Genomic DNA, 18,924 nt, shown 5'->3' with positions numbered 1-18,924 from the left:
CCGGAAGGCACCGACGCCTATGACTTCCCTGCGCCCGGATCGTCAGCCGACGATCTACGACGTCGCCGAGCACGCACGCGTGTCGAAATCGCTCGTGTCGCTCGTCCTACAGGGCTCGCCGAAAGTCAGCGAGACCCGGCGACTGGCGGTTCTCGAGTCGATCGAGACATTGGGCTACCGGCGCAGTTCGGCGGCAGCGGCCTTGGCCGGCAATCGGACGCGGACGGTCGGCGTCGTCGTCGAAGACTATCGGAACGTGTGGTTCACCGACCTTCTCGATGGGCTGCAGGAAAGCCTGAACGAGGCCGGCTATCGCATTGCGGTCAGCGACCTGCAGCAGAACTCGCGACTCGACAAGAACCCGCTCGACGGCTTTCTTTCCATGCGTGCCGAGGGCATCGTCGTGGCCACCGACCCGACGGCGGACATGATGAACGTCCACGACGTTCCCGTCGTCATGGTCGGGACGCATACTCGCCGCATCCCCGGCTCCGATGTGGCCGCCAACAACGATCGGGCCGGCGGGCGATTGGCCACGCGGCATCTGCTCGACCTGGGGCATCGGCACATCGGCCACATCACGACGACCGGCGGGGCGGCAATCGACCGGGAGGCCGGCTACGACGACGCCATGACCGCGGCACGCCTTCCGGCCCAGACCGCCGCGACCGATGTGCCGACCGAGGACGCCGCATATCACGCCACTCGCGCGTATCTTGCCGCTCATCCCGACACGACGGCTCTTTTTGCCTCGAACGACACGGCCGCGCTCGGCGTGCTCGCTGCCGCCCGCGACGCCGGGCTCCGGGTACCGGCCGATCTCTCGGTGATCGGATATGACAACTCCTCCTTGGCGGCCAGCCACCTGCTACAGCTGACGACAGTCGATGCCCGGAGCATCGACGTCGGACGGGCAGCCGGCCTGTCACTCGTGGACCGTCTGCACGACGCCGAACGGCCGCCGGGGGTTGCGCTCGTCGAACCGCGACTGGTTCTTCGCAAAACGACGGCATCGTTGCACGTTCGGCGCGGGTGAACGGTGGCGGCAGGCAAATTTGCTTGCCTGCCGCCGCCGGGTCCTACAGACTGTCGGACATGAGCGCACGCATCAGGAATACCTGCATCGATTGTTCCGACCCGTATTCTCTTGCCCTCTTTTGGAGCCGGGTCCTGGGCCTCCCGATGGACCCGGAGGACTCGCCGGACGACGACGAAACGGGCTTCGACATCGGCCCGGGCCAGACGCTGCTCTTCTTGAAGGTGCCGGAGTCGAAGACGATCAAGAATCGGCTGCACCTGTGCCTTGAGCCCGACTGCAACCGGGACTCGGACGTCTCCCGGCTGCTCGAGCTCGGCGCCGTCGTGTACGACGACCGGCGAAACGCCGACGGCACCGGGTGGGTCGTCATGCACGATCCCGAGGGAAACGAGTTCTGTGTGCTGCGCAGCGCGACCGCCGACATCGCGGGCGACCGGATCTGAGATCGCGCCGCCGAGACGGTTGAGGTCGTAAAGTACATCCATGAGGCCGCTGCCTGCCGAAACGGTAATTGTCAATGCCCGCGTGCGTACGATGCGCGCGGACACCGATACCGGCGCCGCCGCGAGCGCTGTCGCCGTCGCGCACGGCCGAATCGCGGCAATCGGCACCGAGACGGAGGCCCGCCGAGCAGTGTCGCCGGGAGCCGATGTCATCGATGCCGCCGGAGCCACGCTCACGCCCGGCCTGATCGATTCGCATGCACACCCCACCTGGGGCGCCGACTTGACCGTCGGCGTCGATCTGGGCGGGCTGGATCGTGCCGGGGCACTTGCCGCCCTGCGCGCCGAAGCCGGGCGGTTGCCGGACGACGCGTGGGTCCGCGGCTGGAATCTCGATTACAAGGTCTTCGGCGCCGCCCCCGTCTCCGGGTCAGTGCTCGAGGAAGCCGTGTCGGGCCGTCCGACGGCGTTGCTCTTCTACGACCTGCACACGGCCGTTGGCACGCGGGCCGCCATGCGGGCTGCCGGGCTGACCGGCGCCCGGGAATTCGCCGACACCTCACAAGTCGTTGTCGATTGCGACGGCGCCCCGACCGGCGAGCTGCGCGAACCGCCGGCCTACAACCTGCTGCTGGACGCCGCCCCACCGTTGACTCCGGAAAAGCGGCGCTCGCGCAGCATGCAGATCTTCGGTCAAATGAACCGCTGCGGGCTCACGGGCGCGGCCATCATGGACGGCACAGCCGAGACGCTGGCATTGCTCGACACCATCGAATCCGGCGGTGAGCTGCCGCTGCGGTTGGCAGTCGCGTTGTGGCACCGTCCCGACTCCGACGATGCCGAAGTGGACGGGAATATCGCCAGGCTCGGTGCCGCGGGCCGGCGGTGGTCGTGCTCAATGATCAAGATGTTCATCGACGGAGTCATCGACACCGGCACGGCGTGGCTGCACGAGCCGGACACCTGCGGTCAGGGCCGGCACTCGTTCTGGCCATCGATCGACAGGTATCGAGACGTCGTCCGCCGTTACACCGAGGCGGGGTTCCAAATTGCCACGCATGCCTGCGGCGACCAAGGCGTCGCAGCCGCTCTCGACGCGTACGAGATGCACGGTGCCCGCGCGTCATCCGGCGCTCCGCACCGCATCGAACATTTGGAGACTCTGACCGACGACGAAGTGCGGCGGATCGCGGCGTCCGGCGTGATCGCGTCAATGCAGCCGCTGCACATGCAATGGCGCGAGGGCGACGAGTCCGATTCGTGGGCGGATCGCCTGGGGCCGGACAGGGCCGCGCACGGATTTCGGATCCGGGACATTCTTACCGCCGGCGGACGCACCGCACTGGGATCCGACTGGCCGGTGGCGTCGTTCGACCCGCGGGTCGGCATGGCGTGGGCCAGGCTCCGGCGCACCCCGGGCGACCCGGACGCGCCGGTCTTCGAACCCGCTGAGCGATTGTCCGGCGAGGAGGCGTTGCTCGGCTATACCCGCTGGGCCGCTTCCGCGCTCGGCAGGTCGGACATCGGCACCCTCACCCCGGGTGCCCGCGCCGATCTCACCCTGTTCGCCGGCGACCCGGTCACCACCGAGGCCGACGAGCTCATCGATTTGCCGGTGCAGCTCACCATGACGGACGGACAGATCGTGCACCGCGACGGCGTGTAGAGGCAAAGGACGGACACAATGCCAACAACAACTGGGGCAACGACTTTAAAACGCGCCCTCGGCCTGCCATCGCTCGTGTTGTTCGGGTTGGCCTATATGGTGCCGCTCACGGTCTTCACGACCTACGGCATCGTGACGACCGAGACGAAGGGGCATCTACCGGCCGCCTACGTCATCACTCTGGCTGCCATGCTGTTCACCGCCTACAGCTACGCCAGTATGGTGCGGGCGTATCCGCAGGCCGGTTCGGCGTACACGTACACGCAAAAGAGCTTCGGCCCGCATCTCGGGTTCATGACGGGCTGGTCGCTGCTGCTCGATTATCTGTTCTTGCCGATGATCAACTACATGGTCATCGGCATCTACATGGCCGCACAGTTCCCGGCCGTGCCGGCATGGGTATGGATTGTGGCGTCCATCATCCTCGTCACGGTGCTCAACATCCTCGGCATCACCCTCGTCGCAAAGATGAACTTCATCCTGATCGCGGTGCAGGTGGTCTTCATCGTCGTGTTCATCGCGCTGTCGATCCGCCACGTCGTGTCGTCGTCGGCGTCGCCGAGCCTGCTGGCACCGTTCATCAGCTCGGATATGAGCCTGTCGAACGTGGTCGCCGGCAGCGCCATCCTGTGCCTGTCGTTTCTCGGCTTCGACGCCGTGTCGACGCTGTCCGAGGAAGCGAAGGACGCTCGGAAGACGATCCCGCGGGCCATCATCATCTGCACGCTGGCCGGGGGCGGCATCTTCATCCTGGTCTCCTATGTCGGCCATCTCGTGTTCCCGGACTGGCAGTCGTTCGGTGATCCCGACTCGGCGGCGCTCGACGTGATGAAGGTCGCCGGCGGCGCGTTTTTGTCCTCGTTCTTCACTGCCGCGTACGTGGCAGGCTGCATAGCGTCGGCCATGGCCTCGCAAGTCAGCGTGTCGCGGATTCTGTACGCCATGGGCCGCGACGGCGTCCTGCCCACACGCGTGTTCGGCGCGCTCCACGCACGGTTCCGGACGCCGTATCTCTCGACTCTCATCGTGGGCGTCATCTCGCTGCTGGCGATCCCGATCAGCCTCGATATCGCCTCGTCGATGATCAGCTTCGGCGCGCTCATCGCGTTCACCATGGTGAACCTCGCCGTCATCAAGCACTACATGATCGACAAACGCCGGCGCGGCACGTCGGCCGTGGTGAAATACGTGATCCTCCCGGCCATCGGCGTCCTACTATGCCTGTGGCTCTGGACGTCGCTGGCCGGCATCACGTTCGTCGTCGGTATCAGCTGGGTCGTCCTCGGATTCATTTATTTGCTCGGTCTGACCCGCTTGTTCCGCCGCCGACCGCCGGAGCTCGACTTCAGCGAATAGGCAGCGCTCCGCGTGCGCGGCAAGGTGGCCACGATCAGATCAACAGGAACCCGATCGAGATCACCACGAATCCCAAGAACAGGGCCATCACGCAAAAGCCCATGATGTCGCGGATCTTCAGCTTGGCAATTGCCAGCAACGGCAACGCCCAGAACGGCTGAATCATGTTGGTCCACGCATCGCCCCAGGCCACGGCCATCGCGGTCTTGGCAGTCGAGGCGTGCAGATCGAGTGCGGCCGGCATCATGATCGGCCCCTGCACCGCCCACTGACCGCCGCCGGACGGGATGAAGACGTTCAAGATGCCGGCCGCCAGGAACGTGAAGAACGGCAGGGTGGTTTCGGTGGAGATGTCGACGAACCAGTGCGCCAGTTGCTCGGACAATCCCGACGAGACCATCATGCCCATGATTCCCGCGTACAGGGGGAACTGGATGATGATGCCGCCGGCGTTCTTTACGCCGTCGCTGATCGTGTCGAGGAACCTGCGCGGCGTCCCGTGCAGGATGATGCCGGCAAACAGGAAGATGAAGTTCACCATGTTGATGTTGAGATCGAATCCGCTGTCGACAAAGAAGTAGACGGTGTACGCCAGACCCAGCGCGCCGATCAGCATTGACAGCACCCAACTGTTCTCCATGCGCTCGGACGGCGTCATCGTGGACTTGTCCGGCTTCGCCGGCGGCGCGGGATCGTCTTCGATCTGGAGCGCGTCAAACGTATCTTTTTGCGACTCGGCCGCCCTGAGCAGCAGCCGGTTCATCACCGGCAGGGTGACCAGCAATACCAAGACGATGAAGATGTTCGTGGCACTGAACAGTGTTTCGGTAATCGGTATGACGCCGATCGTGTCCTCGAGCGGATGCCCCTTCGTCGCGATACTCAACGGGACCGATCCGGAGAATCCGCCGTGCCATACCAGGAATCCGCTGTAACCGCTTGCCACGAGCAGCCGGTAGTTGACCTTCGGCACCCGTTTGACGAGTATGACGGCAAAGAGCGCGGCGATGACCAGGCCGAACCCGTAATTGACAAGGCATGCCAATACCGAAATGACAGTTTCGAGGATGATGGCCTGCCCGGGCGTTCGGGCAATGCCGGCGATCTTCTTCAGCAGCTTGTCAATGGCCGGCGTGCTGGCAAGGATGTAGCCCGTCACGACGATGAGCGTCATCTGCATGGCGAATTCGAGCAACGCCCAGAACCCGTCTCCCCAGTACTGCACGAGATCGATCGGCGTATGGTCCGTCAACGCGAAGCCGAGGACGTACACGATCAAGGTCAAGATGATCGCAAAGAGCAGTGCATCCGGCAGGAACCTACGCACCAGACGGTCGAAGAACAAGGGGATTGCTTTGAGCACGTTCGATCTCCTCGATGAGTCGAAAAGGTCCGGAAAAAGCGGCCCGTGCATTGCAGCGGGCCCTGGGGTATCCGGGAACGCTATCACAAGGAAGAATTGGCCTGACTGCCGGCGATCGCGACGCCGACCGACAACGAGAATTATTTGACAGTATGTCTTGACATAGTAGTGATGCACGTCATACCGTGAATCTGGAGCGCTCCAAAGCCATTGGCAGCAAGAGACGAGGAAGTCACATGTCCACAGATCAACCTTCACGACAAGGCAAGTCCGCTCTCCCCCCGCTGGTGGCGGGCGCCTACCGTAAGAGACTCGGCTTGATCTCCGTGATCGCCTGTTTCGGCGGACTGCTTTTCGGCTACGACACCGGAGTCATCAACGGCGCCCTCCGCCCGATGTCCGCCGACCTCGGACTCACCCCGTTCACGGAAGGCGTCGCCACCAGCGCGCTGGTCTTTGCCGCAGCATTGGGGGCTCTCCTCGCTGGACAGTTGTCGGACCTCTGGGGACGGCGCAAAGCCATCATCCTGCTGTCTGTCCTGTTCTTTGCCGGCACGGTTTTCGTAGTCACCACCCCGAATCTCGAGCTGCTGGTCACCGGCCGAATCCTGATCGGCCTCGCCGTCGGCGGGGCATCCACCGTGGTGCCGGTCTATCTCGGCGAACTTGCGCCGTACGAGATTCGCGGCTCCATCGCGGGACGCAATGAACTGGCGATCGTTTCCGGCCAACTTGCCGCCTACGTGCTCAACGCGATCATCGGGACGACGCTGGGGCACGTCGAAGGTGTCTGGCGCATCATGTTCGCCATTTGCGCGATACCGGCGATTTGCTTGTTCGTGGGGATGCTACGGATGCCCGAGTCGCCGCGATGGCTTGTTGAAAAGGGGCGCACCGATGACGCGCTCACGGTCTTGAAGACAGTGCGGACCGATGACCGAGCCGTTGCCGAGGTTGCCGACGTCCAGAACGTCAAGAAAGAAGAAGAACACCAGCACCAGATCGGACTCCGAGCGGTTTTTGCCAACAAATGGCTCCGGCGCATCCTGCTCATCGCCATCGGCTTGGGTATCGCCCAGCAGCTCACGGGCATCAATTCGATCATGTATTTCGGACAGACGGTGCTCATCGAATCCGGCTTCGATCAAAGCGCAGCGCTCATCGCCAATATCGCACCGGGCATTATCGCCGTGATCGGCGGCATCATTGCCCTGAAACTGATGGATCGTCTCGATCGACGCAAGACATTCATCATCGGGCTCAGCCTGACGACCGCGTGCCATCTGCTCATCGGCCTGTCGTCGATCATACTGCCGGCCGGCAACCCGGTCCGGCCGTACGTGATCTTGTTTCTGGTGGTTGCCTTCGTCGGCTCGATGCAGACATTTCTCAACGTGGCGGTCTGGGTTTATCTCTCCGAGGTTTTCCCGCTGCATATGCGCGGACTGGGCATTGGCATTTCGGTGCTGATGCTGTGGATCACGAACGGGTTCCTGTCGCTGTATTTCCTCCCCCTGGTCGACGCTGTCGGAATCACCGGCACATTCTTCCTCTTTGCCGGCGTCGGCGTGATAGCGCTCATCTTTGTCATCACCCAAGTACCCGAGACCCGCGGCCGGACTCTGGAAGAGCTTGAAGAGGACGTCACGACCGGCGCGATCTACACGATCTCGGACCACGCCGGACACTCCGCCAAATAAGTGAGGGGATCACCGGATATGCGCTTGGGAATCATCGGAACGGGGCGCATCGGGCGCATGCACGTGGAGAATGCGCTCGCTCTCGGCGGCGATCATCTCGGCAGCGGTCATCTCGGCGGCTCGTCCGTCGAAGTTGTCGTGGCCGACGCCTACCGGCCGTCCGCCGAAGCAGCGGGCCGTGACTTCGGCGTCACGGTAGCCGCGGACGTTGACGATTTACTGGCCCGCGGGATCGACGGCGTGGTCATCGCCGGGCCGACCGGCGCGCACGCCGAACTCATTCTCTCGTCATTGCGCGCCGGACTGCCCGTGTTTTGCGAAAAGCCCCTCACCCCGACGTCCGCACAGAGCATGGAACTGCTGGAGGACATCGAACGAATGTCGGGGGTCGTCCAGATCGGCCACCAACGCAGGTTCGACGCCGGCTATTTGGCCGCGAAAGCAGCGTTCGACGCCGGTGAGCTCGGGTGGATCCACTCGCTCGACGCCGTTACGGCCGACCAGCTGCCGCCATCGATCGACTTCATCAAAACGTCCGGCGGACTGTTCCGCGACTGCAGCGTGCACGATTTCGATATCATCGCCTGGCTTACCGGCCGGCGCATCGTCGAGGTATTCGCGCGCGGCAGCAACAACGGCGACCCCGCCATCAAGGAGGCCGGTGATGTCGATACCGCGATTGCACTGATGACGCTGGCGGACGGCACTCTTGCCACGGCTACGGCGACCCGCTTTAACGGCGCCGGGCACGACACCCGTCTCGAGGTGCGCGGGTCGAAGCAGACCCTCGCGGTCGGGCTCGACGATTCGGCGGCCCTGAAGTCCGCCGAGCCGGGAGCAACCTTCCCGACCGGCGCGCCTCCTACGGTGTTCCAGCAACGATTCGCTGCGGCATACCGGGCCGAGCTTGTCGCGTTCTGCCGGCTCATCCGCGGCGAGATCGAGAATCCGTGCACGCCGGCCGAGTCGATAGTGGCCAGCCGGGTTGCGGACGCCGCTCAGGAATCGCTCGAGACCGGCCGGCCGGTTCGCATCTGACTACCGCACCTCACGAGCAGGCCGGCCGGGTCGTTACTCCACGGTACTGCCGGCCGGATCGACCAGGACGACCTCCCGACGTCCGGAGTCCTTGTCGGTTTCGGCTTCGGCGAGATGACGCTCGACCAGTTTGGCGATGGTGCCGCGGGCCGACCGCCCCAGGACGACGGAGCGAGCGCCGACGGCGTCCGCGTGCTCGGCAAGCGCCCGTCCGGTGTCGATATGGTCACCCACGCTGTGCAAGAGCAGCCCGCGCACCGGAACGCCGAAGTCGCTGACCCGCGCGAGCTGCGACCGCACGGCATCCATGGCTTCGTCGGGAGTTTCGGGGCTGACGGCGAGTTCTTCGACGATCTCGGTCTCACGCACGTGGACGACGTCGAGCGGCGCGTGCTCGCGAGCGGCAAGCTCGGCGGCGGCGTCGACGACCTGGTCGGCGGCGGGGCCCGCATTGACCGCGACGATCACCGGACGGTCCGGCCCGGCCGACTCCGTCTCGGCCGATCCCACGACGAGCTCCACCGAGGCGCCGGGCTCATCGGGTTCCTGCTGGCCCTTTTCGGCAGCGGTGACCAGCCGGTGTCCGGAGGCGAGCACCGGTATGGCGATGATGAAGGCGGCCGCCCCGACGTAGAACGCGACGCTTTGATCGGTGGCTTCGGCGATCTTGCCGGCGACGAACGGCGCGAGCCCGCCACCGATGAAGCGCACGAAGCCGTAAGCCGATGACGCAATCGGGCGATCGACTGGTGCGACAAGCATGACGGCTTGAGTGGTGAGCGTGTTGTTGATGCCGATGAAAGCGCCGCTGACGATCACGGCAATGATGATCACGGTTGGATTGTGGATGCCCAGCGCGATCACCGACATGACGATGCCGAGGCCCACCAAATTCGCGTACAGCGTGGGGGCGGTGCCGAACCGACGCTGCAGTCGGGGAGCCAGGAAGACCGCGAAGATGGCGACCAGGATGCCCCATCCGGTGAAGACGAGGCCGAGCTGCATGGCCTCAAGGTGCATGGGGTACGGCGCGTAGCCGAGCATCGTGAAGAAGCCCCAGTTGTAGAGCAGGGCCATGATGCCCATGGTGAGCAGGCCGCGATGACGCAGCGCTTTGATGGGCGCGACGAGCGAGGACTTTTCGACCGGCTTTGGCGTTTTTTGCACGAAAAGCAGCGTGGCGACCAATGCGATAGCCATCAGCACGGCGACGCCGTAGAACGGCCCGCGCCAGCTGATGTCGCCAAGGAACCCGCCGAGGAGCGGGCCGGCCGCGATGCCGATGCCGAGGGCTGCTTCATAGAGGATGATGGCGCCGGAGAACCCGCCCGATGCGGAGGCCACGATGACGGCGAGGCTCGTGGCGATGAACATCGCGTTGCCGAGGCCCCAACCGGCACGGAATCCGACGATGCCGGCGATCGTGTCGGAGGTACCGGCCAACCCCGCAAAGACGACGATCAGGCTGAGCCCGAGGATGAGCGTGTTCTTCGAACCGATCCGGCTCGAAAGCCAGCCGACGCCGATCATCGCGATCGCAGTGACGACGAGGTAGCTGGTGAAGAGGAGCGAGACCTGTGCCGGTGTGGCGTGCAGTTGCGAGGCGAGCGCCGGAAGGATCGGGTCGACCAGCCCGATTCCCATGAAAGAAATGACACAGGCGAAGGCAACTGCCCAAACGGCGCCGGGTTGCTTGAATAGGCTCGGGCTGGAGCCGTGCCCTTGCTGTGTGCTGGTGGCACTCATGTGTTGAAGTCCTCTTTCCTTCGGAATTTAGTTTGCGGTGACGGAAGTCGCGGGCGTGGCCATTGCCGAATCGCTGAGCCGCTCGAGAGCCGGCAGGGCGGCCACGATCGCTGCTCGCTCGTCGTCAGCGAGGTCTTGCAGCAAAGCGTGGAGATGCCCGGAGCGCCGGCGACGACGTTCGTCGACGGTGTCGACGCCCGCTTGCGTGATCTCCACGAGGACGCAACGCCGGTCATCGCCGGACGTCGTGCGCCGAGCGAGCCCTGCCTTCACGATTCGGTCGACGAGCTGGGTCATTGCCGGCTGCGAGATGCCTTCGACTTGAGCCAGCTCCGTGATTCGCATCGGGCCTTCTTGCTGCAGCCTGCCGAGGGCGGTCGCGGTGGACGACGATACCGCGCCGCTCCCCTTGGACGACGCCGACCGCAACCACCGGACAAGGCGCTCGACCACGAGGCCGAAACGGTACGACACGTCGTCGTCCGCGGCTTCCGAAAATTGCATAATGCTGTTATATCATAGTGATGCTATATGTCTCCACACGGCGCCGTACCGCAAGCGACCTCGGCTCGCCGCGCTCGTACCGAAACGTGGAGTAGTGTGAATTCGATGGACGAGAAACTCATTGCCACCCGCACCATGAACGTCGGCCCGAACGCCATCTTCGCGGTGCTCTGCGACCCGACAAAGCATCAGTTCACCGAGCCGACCGACTGGGTCCGCGACGCGATAGACCCGCAGCCGATCACCAAGGTCGGCCAGGTCTTCGGCATGAATATGTTCAACGACAATGCCGGCGGGCACTACACGACGTACAACGAGGTGACCATTTTCGACATGCCGCGCGCCATCGCGTGGCAGACCGGCCAAGAATTCAACGACGACGGGACACTGCGCACCGGAGGGTGGACCTGGCGCTATGACCTGGCCCCGTCCGTCGAGGGGACCCGCACGGTGTTGACGTACGACTGGTCGGCAGTGCCCGATGCTCTTCGCGAGTACATCTCGTTCCCGCCGTTCCCGGTCGATCACCTGGAGGCCTCATTGGCCTGCCTGGAAAGGGCGGCGACGGAGCGCTAACGTGCGGCTCGCGCTCGTCAGTCGGCCCCGGCGATCTGTCGCAATGCGGCGATATGCCGCTCAAACGCCACTCGCCCGTCGTCCGTCAAGGAAAACCAGGTACGGGGTCGTTTACCGACGAATCCCTTGGTAATCGCGACATACCCGGCGTCCTCGAGATTTTGAGACTGCTTGGACAGCACGGAGTCGGACACCTCGATGGTGTCGCGGACGAGCGAGAATTCCGCCTTGTCCATACCGGCGAGCATTGCCACGATCGACAACCGTACGGGAGCTTGCAGCGCCGAGTCGAGACCGTGCCGAGGATGGGTCGCCGTCATCGCCGTGCCGACTTCCGCCACACCCAGACGGCCAGCACCAGATGCACGATGATCGTTCCGATGCCACACCAGATCCACCAGCTCACCCGGTGCGGAAACACGGTGGCCCCGATCGTGACGGTCGGCACCCAGGTCGCGCAAAAGCAAATCGCCCAGATTGCCATCAGCGATCCCATGCCCTTGATGACCGCCCGCTTCAAATTCGCCCACATCACCGTGACGACGACAAAGACAACCCACAAGACCATGGCGGCCGTGGTGAATCGGCCGCCCGAGGCGCCGATCGAGATCCCCACCAGGGCGATTCCGATGCCGTAAAGCAGAAAAAAGGTTCCGAGCCAACTCGTTGCGCGTCGACTGCGCTCTTGCACGCTGTTCACGATTCCGAGCGCCGCCTGAGGATCCACCGGTGTCTCGTCGCCGCCCTGATCGACGGAGTTGCGTGCCGCAGCTTGTTCTTCGTTCATGCCTGCAAAGGTAGCAAATAATATTCTTATCGACAAGTACTTTCCAGATCGGAAACTACTTGCTATGTTTGATCCACCAAACGATCCGATAAGGAGGACGCCGTGTTCACGACGTTGGGAATCACCATCGAAATGCTGCTCATGATCGGGCTGCCCGTCGCCGCCTCGTTGGTGGTGTGCCGGCGCTGGAGAGTGCCCGCCGGCATTCCCTTCATTGCCGCCGGCTTCTTCTTGGCCCAGCTCATCCTCAACTCATTTCTCACGAAATGGCTGCTGCCGGGCGCGCTGGGCCACGGCGAAGTAATGATTCTCTTGTCCGCACTGATCTACGGAGTGTTTGAAGAAACGGCCCGGTACTTCAGCTTCCGGGTCGGGCCGCTGCGGCGCCGGCGCGACATGGGCGGGGCTCTTGCCGCAGGAATCGGCCACGGCGGAATGGAATCCATCACCATGGCCGTCCCGTATTTGCTGGGTGCCGTCATGATGACCGTGTCGCCGGGCGCCTACCCGCCGGCGGCCGTCGCCGCCTTCCGGCATGCCAATCCGCTACTCTTCATCGGGACCGGAGCCGACAGAATTCCCGCGATGCTCTGCCACATCATCTTTGCCGTCATGGTCGTGCTCGCCTACCGGCGGGGTCGCAAGTGGATAGTTGCCGCAATTGCCGCGCATGCAGCGGTCGACGCCCTGATGTTCACCCTGACCGCTTATGCACCGGCAACCGTATGGATCGGTCTCTGGACGCTGATCGCCCTTGCGGCACTGGCACTCATCATCCGTCTTGTCCGCAGCGGCACGCTGGGCGGGGATGTTGACGCCGAGCCGAGACTTGCGCGCACCACGCTCCGGACGCGGCCGGTCGTTCAGTAACCGTGTTCGGCAGTAGCCGGATCCCGGCCGATACGTTCGCCGGTATGCAATCCGGTCACGGCTGCAATATCGGACTCGCTCAACGAAATGCCGGACGCCGCGAAATTCTCGACTATTCGCGCCGGCGTGACCGACTTCGGAATGACCACGTTGCCCAACGCCAAATGCCAGGCGATGATCACCTGTGCCGGGCTGGCGTCGTGCCGAGCGGCGATATCGGAGATCACCGGATCCTCGAGCGCCGGCACGTCGGCGAGGTCGTGCTGCCAAATCGCGTGGTTTTGCCCGAGCGGCGACCAGGCCTCGGTGAGGATGCCGTGCTCGGCGTGGAATGCCCGCAATTCCGGCTGATTGAATCGCGGGTGCAGCTCGATTTGGTTGATCGCCGGCGTGACACCGGTCTCGTCGATCAGCCGGGTCAGATGGTCGATGGTGAAGTTCGATACGCCGATCGATTTGATGCGGCCCTGTTCGCGCAGCTCGATGAATGCGCGGAACGTGTCAACGTACAGATCCCGTGCCGGAGTCGGCCAGTGAATCAGAAAAAGATCGAGGGTTTCGATGCCGAGTCGCTCCATCGACGCGTCAAAAGCCCGCATTGTGGCGTCGTATCCCTGGTCGGCGTTCCACAGTTTGGTTGTCACGAACACATCATCCTGCGCGATGCCGGCGTCGGCTGCCGCCGCGAGTGCGCGGCCGACTCCGCCTTCATTGCCGTAACCTTGCGCCGTGTCGATGTGGCGGTACCCGGCCCGCAGAGCCTGACCGACCACGTCCGATGCGACGTCGTCGTCCACTTGCCACACGCCGTAGCCGAGCTGCGGGATCGTGTGTCCGTCGTTGAATGTCAATCGTGGGACTGCACCCATAGTTCCTCCAAAGCTCGAGTTCCGCTCATGATCTTACGGCCGGACCATTCCGGCCGGGCACTTCACCGGCCGTGCCACTCCGGTTTGGCCTTGGACAAGAACGCGTCGACGGCACCGGCAAAGTCATTGCTTCCGTAGATCCGGGAGACGATATCGTCATCATCGACCGAATCGGCGGCGTTCAACCGGCGCAGGCTCTCCTTGGTGGCCCACATCGTCAACGGCGCGTTGCCGAGCAACCGTCCGGTCAACCGCTCGGCCTCCGCATCGAGGTCGTCGGCTACTGCCGTGACGAACCCCGATCGAAGTGCTTCTGCGGCGTCCATCAGCCGTGCGGTGAGCAGCAAGTCCGTGGTCAACGACTGTCCGATCAAGCGGACAAGCGCACCGAGTGTGCTCGTGGACAGGCAATTGCCGAGTGTGCGCGCAATGGGCACGCCGAAACGGGCCGACTCGCGGCAGATACGAATGTCGGCCGCTGCCGCAATCCCGAGTCCGCCGCCGATGCAGAACCCGTCGATCACGGCGACCACCGGGATGTTCACGGCGAAAAGCCGGCCGAGGATCCGGCTGATCCGCCCTTCGTATTCGACCCCGTCCTCGCCCGTGAACTCCCGAAACTGGCCTATGTCCGTGCCGGCCACAAAAGCATCGCCGCCGGCACCGCGCAGCACCATGACACGGATCGATTCGTCCTGGTCGGCCCTCTCGCACGCGTCATACAACCCTTGATACATCTGCCACGTCATGGCGTTGCGCTGCTTGGGACGGTTGAACGTCACCTGCAAGACGCCGCCGTCGACGCTCGTGATCAGGTCGTCCGTCGCTTCGTCGTGGCTCATACTCGTCACCCTTTCACCGTGTTGCAGAGTTCGTCGAGCTCTTCTCCCTCGTATCCGAGCTCGCCGAGAATTGTCCGGTTATCCGCCCCAAGCATCGGCCCGGCCGCGCGGCGTACCGCAGGCGTGCGCGAAAACCGCATGGGCGAGCCGATCTGCCGCACTGCACCGACAGTGGCGTGGTCGCCGTCCCAAAAGAACTCCCGTGCCTCGAGGGTGTCGTCGGTGAATACCTCGCCGTATCCGGAGATCGGTGCGCACGGCACGCCGGTCTCCGTGAGCAGGTCGACGACTTCGGACGTCGTGAGCGTTTCGGTGCGTTGTTCAATGATGTCCGCCAGCTGCTGTCGATTGCGCAATCTGTCGGGCCCGGTCGCAAAGCGTTCGTCGTCCGGAAGCTCGGTGAGATCCAGTGCGCGGCAGAACGACTCCCAGTTCCGCGGCGTGTTCGCCCCAATCGTCACGTACCCGTCTTTGCTCTTCACCGCTTGGTACGGAGCCTGATTCTGGTGAGCCGATCCGTTCGGCCCGCCCACTGTGCCTTCGGCGAAATATGCTCCGGCCTCCCACACGGCGTAGGACACTCCGGATTCGAAAAGCGACACATCGATGTACTGTCCCTCACCCGACGTCCCGCGTTCGTGAATTGCCGCAGTGACCGCCAGCGACAGATAGAGCGCCGTCGTCAGATCGCAGATCGGCACGCCGACCTTGGCCGGCGGCATGTCCGGGAAGCCCGTGATACTCATCAAGCCCGAGCGGGCTTGCGCCATGATGTCCAGGCCCGGCAGCGTCGCCATCGGTCCGGTCTGGCCCCACCCGGATCCGGAGGCGTAAATGAGGGACGGATTGTCCGCTCGCAGATCCTCGTACCCCAGGCCGAGTCGGCGCATCGCCCCGGGCCTGAAGTTCTCGATCACGACGTCGGCACGAGCGGCAAGCTGCTTGAAGGCAGCCTTGCCGGAGTCGGACTTCAAGTTCAGCGCCAGCGATTCCTTGTTCCGGTTCAAGCGCATGAATGGTGAGCTTTGTCCGTCAATGAACGGCCCGGAAAGCCGAGTCGGCTCCCCGCCGTCCGGATTCTCGATCTTGATCACTCGCGCCCCGAGATCGGCCAGTTGCATGCCCGCAAACGGCGCGGCCATGAACACACCGACTTCCAGGACCGTGATCCCCGCCAATGGTGCGTGTGATTGCTCCGTCATTTCCGATCCCCGTGCCTTTCACTGATGAGCTTCCCATGCCATCGCAGTTGCGGCGCAATGTGAGATGGGTTACATTTCCTTCCAATATTGTATACAGTAGTCGGTAATTGCAACGTCGTCGACAGGCGTCGGGAGGAGCAAAGGTGCACGGTTCACATCAATCAGCCGCCGCGGCGTCGAAGATCAAGTCGCCCCCGAGTCTCGCCGCGCTGGCGACTCAGTCGTTGACGGACATCATCTTGTCCGGCGACTTCCTGCCCGGAGATCGCCTGGTGGAAGAACGATTGTGCGAACAACTGGGCATTTCGCGCCCTCCGCTGCGCGAGGCGCTGAAATCGCTCGAGTATGCGGGGCTGATCGTCCAGATCCCGCGTCGCGGGGCGATTGTGACGCCGTTGACGCAGCACGACGTATTCGAGATCGTCACAATGCGCCGCGACTTGGAGAGATTGGCGATGCAACTGGCGCTTCCCAACCTCAACTCCGACCGTCTCGCCCGGTGCTATTCCGCTCTGGAGGCCATGGACGAGATAGTGCCCACCGACAACGAGGCTGCCATGACCCGGGCCGGCTTCGAATTCCACATCTCGGTTGTCGGGCTGGCCGGGCATCACCGACTGGAAACCGCCTACCGGTCGATGGCTTTGCAACTCGAGCTCTGCATGGCCATGAACAACCGGGCTCGCCGGCGACTGGAAGATCTGACCGGGAACGTCGAACGGCATCGGACCCTCCTCGCCGTCATCGAGCGGGGCGATTGCGCCGAGATTACGGACGCACTCGATCATCACGGATCCGAGACATTCCTGATCGACGTCGTCGATCAGCTCGACGGCGCCAGCGACGAATCGGCAGCGTGGCTCGAGCGATTGCGGGCCCATGCCGCGTCCGATTCGGGAGCGCGCTCATGACCCCCCGGCAGCCGCGCATCGCGCTCACGTTTGGCGACCCGGCCGGCGTCGGGGGCGAACTCGCCGCAACGCTATTGGCATCGCCGGAGGTTTACGCCGGTACCGACGTACTTGCCGTCGCTTCCGCCGATGAGGTTGATCGTGCTTCTCGGCACGCGAACGTCTCCCCCGAGTTCGCCGACCGGATTGGTGCCGGCCGGCCCGTCCTAGCCGATCCGGGCCGACGGGATCCGCTGCCCGACGTCCTTGGACGAGTGGGCGAGGACACCGGCCGCTGGGCCCTCGACGGATTGCGGCATGCGCTGAAGCTGGTGCGGGCCGGCGAGGCCGACGGAATCTGCTTCACTCCGCTGAATAAGACGTCGCTGCATTTGGCCGGAATGCGCGAGCACGACGAGCTTCGCTGGTTCGCCCGCCAACTGGAGTTCACCGGAGTGACATCCGAATTGAACGTGCTTGACAAGCTTTGGACTGCCCGGGTCACATCGCATATCGCGTTGGCCGACGTACCGGACAAAATCACGGCCGACGCCGTAGCCGCCACCGTCACCATGCTTGACGAATCTCTGCGGGACGCCGACATCGAGCATCCTCGGATCGGCGTGGCCGCGCTCAATCCGCATGCCGGCGAGAACGGCAGTTTCGGCCGGCAGGAAATCGACGAGATCGAACCGGGCGTGCGTGCCGCGCGCGAGTCGGGCATCGACGTCGCCGGGCCTTTCCCGTCGGACACGGTATTCCTCAAGGCTCGCGCCGGCGCGTTCGACGGCGTCGTCACCATGTACCACGACCAGGGGCAGATCGCCATGAAAATGATGGGTTTCGACAAGGGCGTCACCGTCCAAGGCGGGCTGCCCATTCCCATTGCCACGCCGGCACACGGCTCGGCGTTCGACATTGCGGGAACCGGAAAAGCAAACCCCCAAGCAACTTTCAATGCCTTCAGGCTCGCCGCCACGATGGCGGCCCGCCGCATGACGCAATCAGCGCACAAATAAAGGAAAGGTGAACGGAATGTCCACGCAGAAATTCAGGCACCTGCGCATCGTCGGCGCCGCCGGCACAGCGCTGGTGCTCGCACTCACCGTCGCCGGCTGCTCGACGAAGACCAGCTCCTCCGGCGACAAGGCCGATACGTGGAAACCCAGCGGGCAAGTGCACATGGTCGTGCCCTTCTCGCCGGGCGGAGGCAGCGACATCTTCGGCCGCGCGGTCGCAAGCGGCATCCAGGACAACTCCTCGGCCAAGGTCACGACGGAAAACCACGAAGGCGGGTCCGGAGCGGTCGGCTACTCGTTCATCCGGTCCAAGAAGGGGAACGGGCAATATCTCCTTGCCGCGGAGACGTCGCTGATCGCGTTGCCGATGACGACCAAGCTCGGCTACACGTGGAAGTCGTTCACGCCGCTCATGCAGCTCGCCAATGACAACAATCTGCTCATGGTGCCGGCCGATTCGAAACTGAAAAACCTGAAAGACGTCGTTGCCCTCGCCAAGAAGGGCAAATTCCGCATGGGCGTCTCCGGCACGTCGAGCCCCGATGCGCTGGTGGCGAATCTTTTCCAAGACGAGTCGAAGGTGAAGTTCCGCAAGGTAGTCGTGCAATCCGGTGGTGAAATGGTCACGCAGCTCCTCGGAGGCAGCCTCGACGGCGGCATCTTGAATCCCGGAGAGGCGGGCGAGCAGATCAAGGCCGGCAAGCTGCGGGCGATCGGCGTCTTTTCCGACGAGCGCTTGAAGGGATCGCTGTCGGACATCCCCACGGCGAAAGAGCAGGGAATCGACGTGTCCTTTGGTCAGTGGCGCGGAATCTTCGGGCCGCCGGATATGACTGACGCCCAGATCAAATATTGGACGGGCGTGCTGAAAAAGTACTCGGAGTCGGCTGATTACAAGAAGTACGTGAAGCAAAACGATCTCGTCTCCGACGTCAAGGAACCCGCGGCGTTCAAGAAATACCTGAGCAGCTACGCCGACCAGGTGAAACAAGCGCTCCCGAGCGGCTCGTAGTC

19 protein-coding genes are annotated in these 18,924 nt (G+C 63.7%); 11 read left to right on the top strand and 8 right to left on the bottom strand.

What is annotated here, in order from left to right; translation table 11 throughout:
- Positions 1–19: 19 nt before the first annotated feature.
- Genes BJY26_RS07285 through BJY26_RS07270 form a run of 4 tightly spaced genes read left to right on the top strand, consistent with a single transcriptional unit; the run spans position 20 to position 4,504 of the window.
- Positions 20–1,036, top strand: coding sequence for a LacI family DNA-binding transcriptional regulator (locus BJY26_RS07285; protein WP_179426959.1), 1,017 nt, complete (start codon positions 20–22; stop codon positions 1,034–1,036).
- Between the two features lie 59 nt (positions 1,037–1,095).
- A complete protein-coding gene (locus tag BJY26_RS07280; protein ID WP_179426958.1) occupies positions 1,096–1,482 on the top strand; it encodes a VOC family protein in 387 nt (128 codons plus the stop codon).
- Between the two features lie 40 nt (positions 1,483–1,522).
- Positions 1,523–3,148 (top strand): amidohydrolase, encoded by a 1,626-nt coding sequence (locus tag BJY26_RS07275; RefSeq protein ID WP_179426956.1) that lies wholly within the window; start codon positions 1,523–1,525, stop codon positions 3,146–3,148.
- An 18-nt stretch (positions 3,149–3,166) separates the two neighbouring features.
- Positions 3,167–4,504: an APC family permease gene (locus tag BJY26_RS07270; protein ID WP_179426954.1), complete on the top strand. Its 1,338-nt coding sequence runs from the start codon at positions 3,167–3,169 to the stop codon at positions 4,502–4,504.
- Positions 4,505–4,538: 34 nt separating this feature from the next.
- On the opposite strand, the gene BJY26_RS07265 is transcribed toward BJY26_RS07270, so the two are convergent.
- A complete protein-coding gene (locus tag BJY26_RS07265; RefSeq protein WP_218852318.1) occupies positions 4,539–5,867 on the bottom strand; it encodes a short-chain fatty acid transporter in 1,329 nt (442 codons plus the stop codon).
- A gap of 236 nt (positions 5,868–6,103) precedes the next feature.
- Between BJY26_RS07265 and BJY26_RS07260 the strand changes: the two genes are divergently transcribed.
- Positions 6,104–7,567 (top strand): sugar porter family MFS transporter, encoded by a 1,464-nt coding sequence (locus tag BJY26_RS07260; RefSeq protein WP_179426950.1) that lies wholly within the window; start codon positions 6,104–6,106, stop codon positions 7,565–7,567.
- A gap of 18 nt (positions 7,568–7,585) precedes the next feature.
- Positions 7,586–8,605: a Gfo/Idh/MocA family protein gene (locus BJY26_RS07255; RefSeq protein ID WP_179426948.1), complete on the top strand. Its 1,020-nt coding sequence runs from the start codon at positions 7,586–7,588 to the stop codon at positions 8,603–8,605.
- Between the two features lie 33 nt (positions 8,606–8,638).
- Here BJY26_RS07255 and BJY26_RS07250 read toward each other — a convergent pair whose 3' ends face one another.
- Positions 8,639–10,351 carry an MFS transporter gene (locus tag BJY26_RS07250; RefSeq protein ID WP_179426946.1) on the bottom strand — a complete coding sequence of 571 codons (1,713 nt, stop codon included), beginning with the start codon at positions 10,349–10,351 and terminating at the stop codon, positions 8,639–8,641.
- A gap of 27 nt (positions 10,352–10,378) precedes the next feature.
- Positions 10,379–10,855: a MarR family winged helix-turn-helix transcriptional regulator gene (locus BJY26_RS07245; RefSeq protein ID WP_179426944.1), complete on the bottom strand. Its 477-nt coding sequence runs from the start codon at positions 10,853–10,855 to the stop codon at positions 10,379–10,381.
- Positions 10,856–10,960: 105 nt separating this feature from the next.
- Here BJY26_RS07245 and BJY26_RS07240 point away from each other — a divergent pair, with 105 nt between their 5' ends.
- Positions 10,961–11,431 carry an SRPBCC family protein gene (locus BJY26_RS07240; protein WP_179426942.1) on the top strand — a complete coding sequence of 157 codons (471 nt, stop codon included), beginning with the start codon at positions 10,961–10,963 and terminating at the stop codon, positions 11,429–11,431.
- Positions 11,432–11,448: 17 nt separating this feature from the next.
- On the opposite strand, the gene BJY26_RS07235 is transcribed toward BJY26_RS07240, so the two are convergent.
- On the bottom strand, positions 11,449–11,751 hold the full coding sequence (locus BJY26_RS07235; RefSeq protein WP_179426940.1) for a winged helix-turn-helix domain-containing protein: 303 nt from the start codon (positions 11,749–11,751) through the stop codon (positions 11,449–11,451).
- Entirely contained in the window at positions 11,748–12,218 is a 471-nt protein-coding gene (locus BJY26_RS07230) for a hypothetical protein (protein ID WP_179426938.1), read from the bottom strand. The genes BJY26_RS07235 and BJY26_RS07230 overlap by 4 nt, the downstream gene beginning before the upstream one ends.
- 102 nt (positions 12,219–12,320) lie before the next feature.
- Between BJY26_RS07230 and BJY26_RS07225 the strand changes: the two genes are divergently transcribed.
- Positions 12,321–13,088 carry a YhfC family glutamic-type intramembrane protease gene (locus BJY26_RS07225; protein ID WP_179426936.1) on the top strand — a complete coding sequence of 256 codons (768 nt, stop codon included), beginning with the start codon at positions 12,321–12,323 and terminating at the stop codon, positions 13,086–13,088.
- Here the strand turns inward: BJY26_RS07225 and BJY26_RS07220 are convergent.
- The 3 genes from BJY26_RS07220 to BJY26_RS07210 form a co-directional block, all read right to left on the bottom strand.
- Complete coding sequence (locus BJY26_RS07220; RefSeq protein WP_179426934.1) at positions 13,082–13,957, bottom strand: aldo/keto reductase; 876 nt, start codon at positions 13,955–13,957, stop codon at positions 13,082–13,084. The genes BJY26_RS07225 and BJY26_RS07220 overlap by 7 nt on opposite strands.
- 62 nt (positions 13,958–14,019) lie before the next feature.
- A complete protein-coding gene (locus BJY26_RS07215; protein ID WP_179426932.1) occupies positions 14,020–14,799 on the bottom strand; it encodes an enoyl-CoA hydratase in 780 nt (259 codons plus the stop codon).
- A 5-nt stretch (positions 14,800–14,804) separates the two neighbouring features.
- The gene (locus tag BJY26_RS07210) at positions 14,805–16,001 is read right to left on the bottom strand and encodes a CaiB/BaiF CoA transferase family protein (protein ID WP_179426930.1); all 1,197 of its coding nucleotides are present in this window, start codon (positions 15,999–16,001) and stop codon (positions 14,805–14,807) included.
- 143 nt (positions 16,002–16,144) lie between these two features.
- Here BJY26_RS07210 and BJY26_RS07205 point away from each other — a divergent pair, with 143 nt between their 5' ends.
- From BJY26_RS07205 to BJY26_RS07195, 3 genes are read left to right on the top strand one after another with little or no spacing between them, the layout of a single operon-like run.
- Complete coding sequence (locus BJY26_RS07205) at positions 16,145–16,912, top strand: GntR family transcriptional regulator (RefSeq protein WP_179426928.1); 768 nt, start codon at positions 16,145–16,147, stop codon at positions 16,910–16,912.
- Positions 16,909–17,910: a 4-hydroxythreonine-4-phosphate dehydrogenase PdxA gene (locus BJY26_RS07200; RefSeq protein ID WP_179426926.1), complete on the top strand. Its 1,002-nt coding sequence runs from the start codon at positions 16,909–16,911 to the stop codon at positions 17,908–17,910. Before BJY26_RS07205 ends, BJY26_RS07200 begins: the two co-directional genes overlap by 4 nt.
- 16 nt (positions 17,911–17,926) lie before the next feature.
- Positions 17,927–18,922 carry a Bug family tripartite tricarboxylate transporter substrate binding protein gene (locus BJY26_RS07195; protein ID WP_179426924.1) on the top strand — a complete coding sequence of 332 codons (996 nt, stop codon included), beginning with the start codon at positions 17,927–17,929 and terminating at the stop codon, positions 18,920–18,922.
- Positions 18,923–18,924: the final 2 nt, after the last annotated feature.

Origin of the sequence: Spelaeicoccus albus (genome assembly GCF_013409065.1) — a bacterium.
Taxonomy (GTDB): Bacteria; Actinomycetota; Actinomycetes; order Actinomycetales; family Brevibacteriaceae; genus Spelaeicoccus; species Spelaeicoccus albus.
The sequence above is the reverse complement of the archived record's forward strand: the minus strand, read 5'-3'. Positions and strand labels throughout refer to the sequence as shown.

Coding starts and splice junctions, on each gene's coding strand:
- BJY26_RS07195 (WP_179426924.1), top strand. CDS start 17,927: ATGTCCACGCAGAAATTCAGGCACCTGCGCATCGTCGGCGCCGCCGGC.
- BJY26_RS07260 (WP_179426950.1), top strand. CDS start 6,104: ATGTCCACAGATCAACCTTCACGACAAGGCAAGTCCGCTCTCCCCCCG.
- BJY26_RS07270 (WP_179426954.1), top strand. CDS start 3,167: ATGCCAACAACAACTGGGGCAACGACTTTAAAACGCGCCCTCGGCCTG.
- BJY26_RS07215 (WP_179426932.1), bottom strand. CDS start 14,799: ATGAGCCACGACGAAGCGACGGACGACCTGATCACGAGCGTCGACGGC.
- BJY26_RS07230 (WP_179426938.1), bottom strand. CDS start 12,218: ATGAACGAAGAACAAGCTGCGGCACGCAACTCCGTCGATCAGGGCGGC.
- BJY26_RS07210 (WP_179426930.1), bottom strand. CDS start 16,001: ATGACGGAGCAATCACACGCACCATTGGCGGGGATCACGGTCCTGGAA.
- BJY26_RS07250 (WP_179426946.1), bottom strand. CDS start 10,351: ATGAGTGCCACCAGCACACAGCAAGGGCACGGCTCCAGCCCGAGCCTA.
- BJY26_RS07255 (WP_179426948.1), top strand. CDS start 7,586: ATGCGCTTGGGAATCATCGGAACGGGGCGCATCGGGCGCATGCACGTG.
- BJY26_RS07275 (WP_179426956.1), top strand. CDS start 1,523: ATGAGGCCGCTGCCTGCCGAAACGGTAATTGTCAATGCCCGCGTGCGT.
- BJY26_RS07235 (WP_179426940.1), bottom strand. CDS start 11,751: ATGACGGCGACCCATCCTCGGCACGGTCTCGACTCGGCGCTGCAAGCT.
- BJY26_RS07220 (WP_179426934.1), bottom strand. CDS start 13,957: ATGGGTGCAGTCCCACGATTGACATTCAACGACGGACACACGATCCCG.
- BJY26_RS07245 (WP_179426944.1), bottom strand. CDS start 10,855: ATGCAATTTTCGGAAGCCGCGGACGACGACGTGTCGTACCGTTTCGGC.
- BJY26_RS07280 (WP_179426958.1), top strand. CDS start 1,096: ATGAGCGCACGCATCAGGAATACCTGCATCGATTGTTCCGACCCGTAT.
- BJY26_RS07240 (WP_179426942.1), top strand. CDS start 10,961: ATGGACGAGAAACTCATTGCCACCCGCACCATGAACGTCGGCCCGAAC.
- BJY26_RS07200 (WP_179426926.1), top strand. CDS start 16,909: ATGACCCCCCGGCAGCCGCGCATCGCGCTCACGTTTGGCGACCCGGCC.
- BJY26_RS07285 (WP_179426959.1), top strand. CDS start 20: ATGACTTCCCTGCGCCCGGATCGTCAGCCGACGATCTACGACGTCGCC.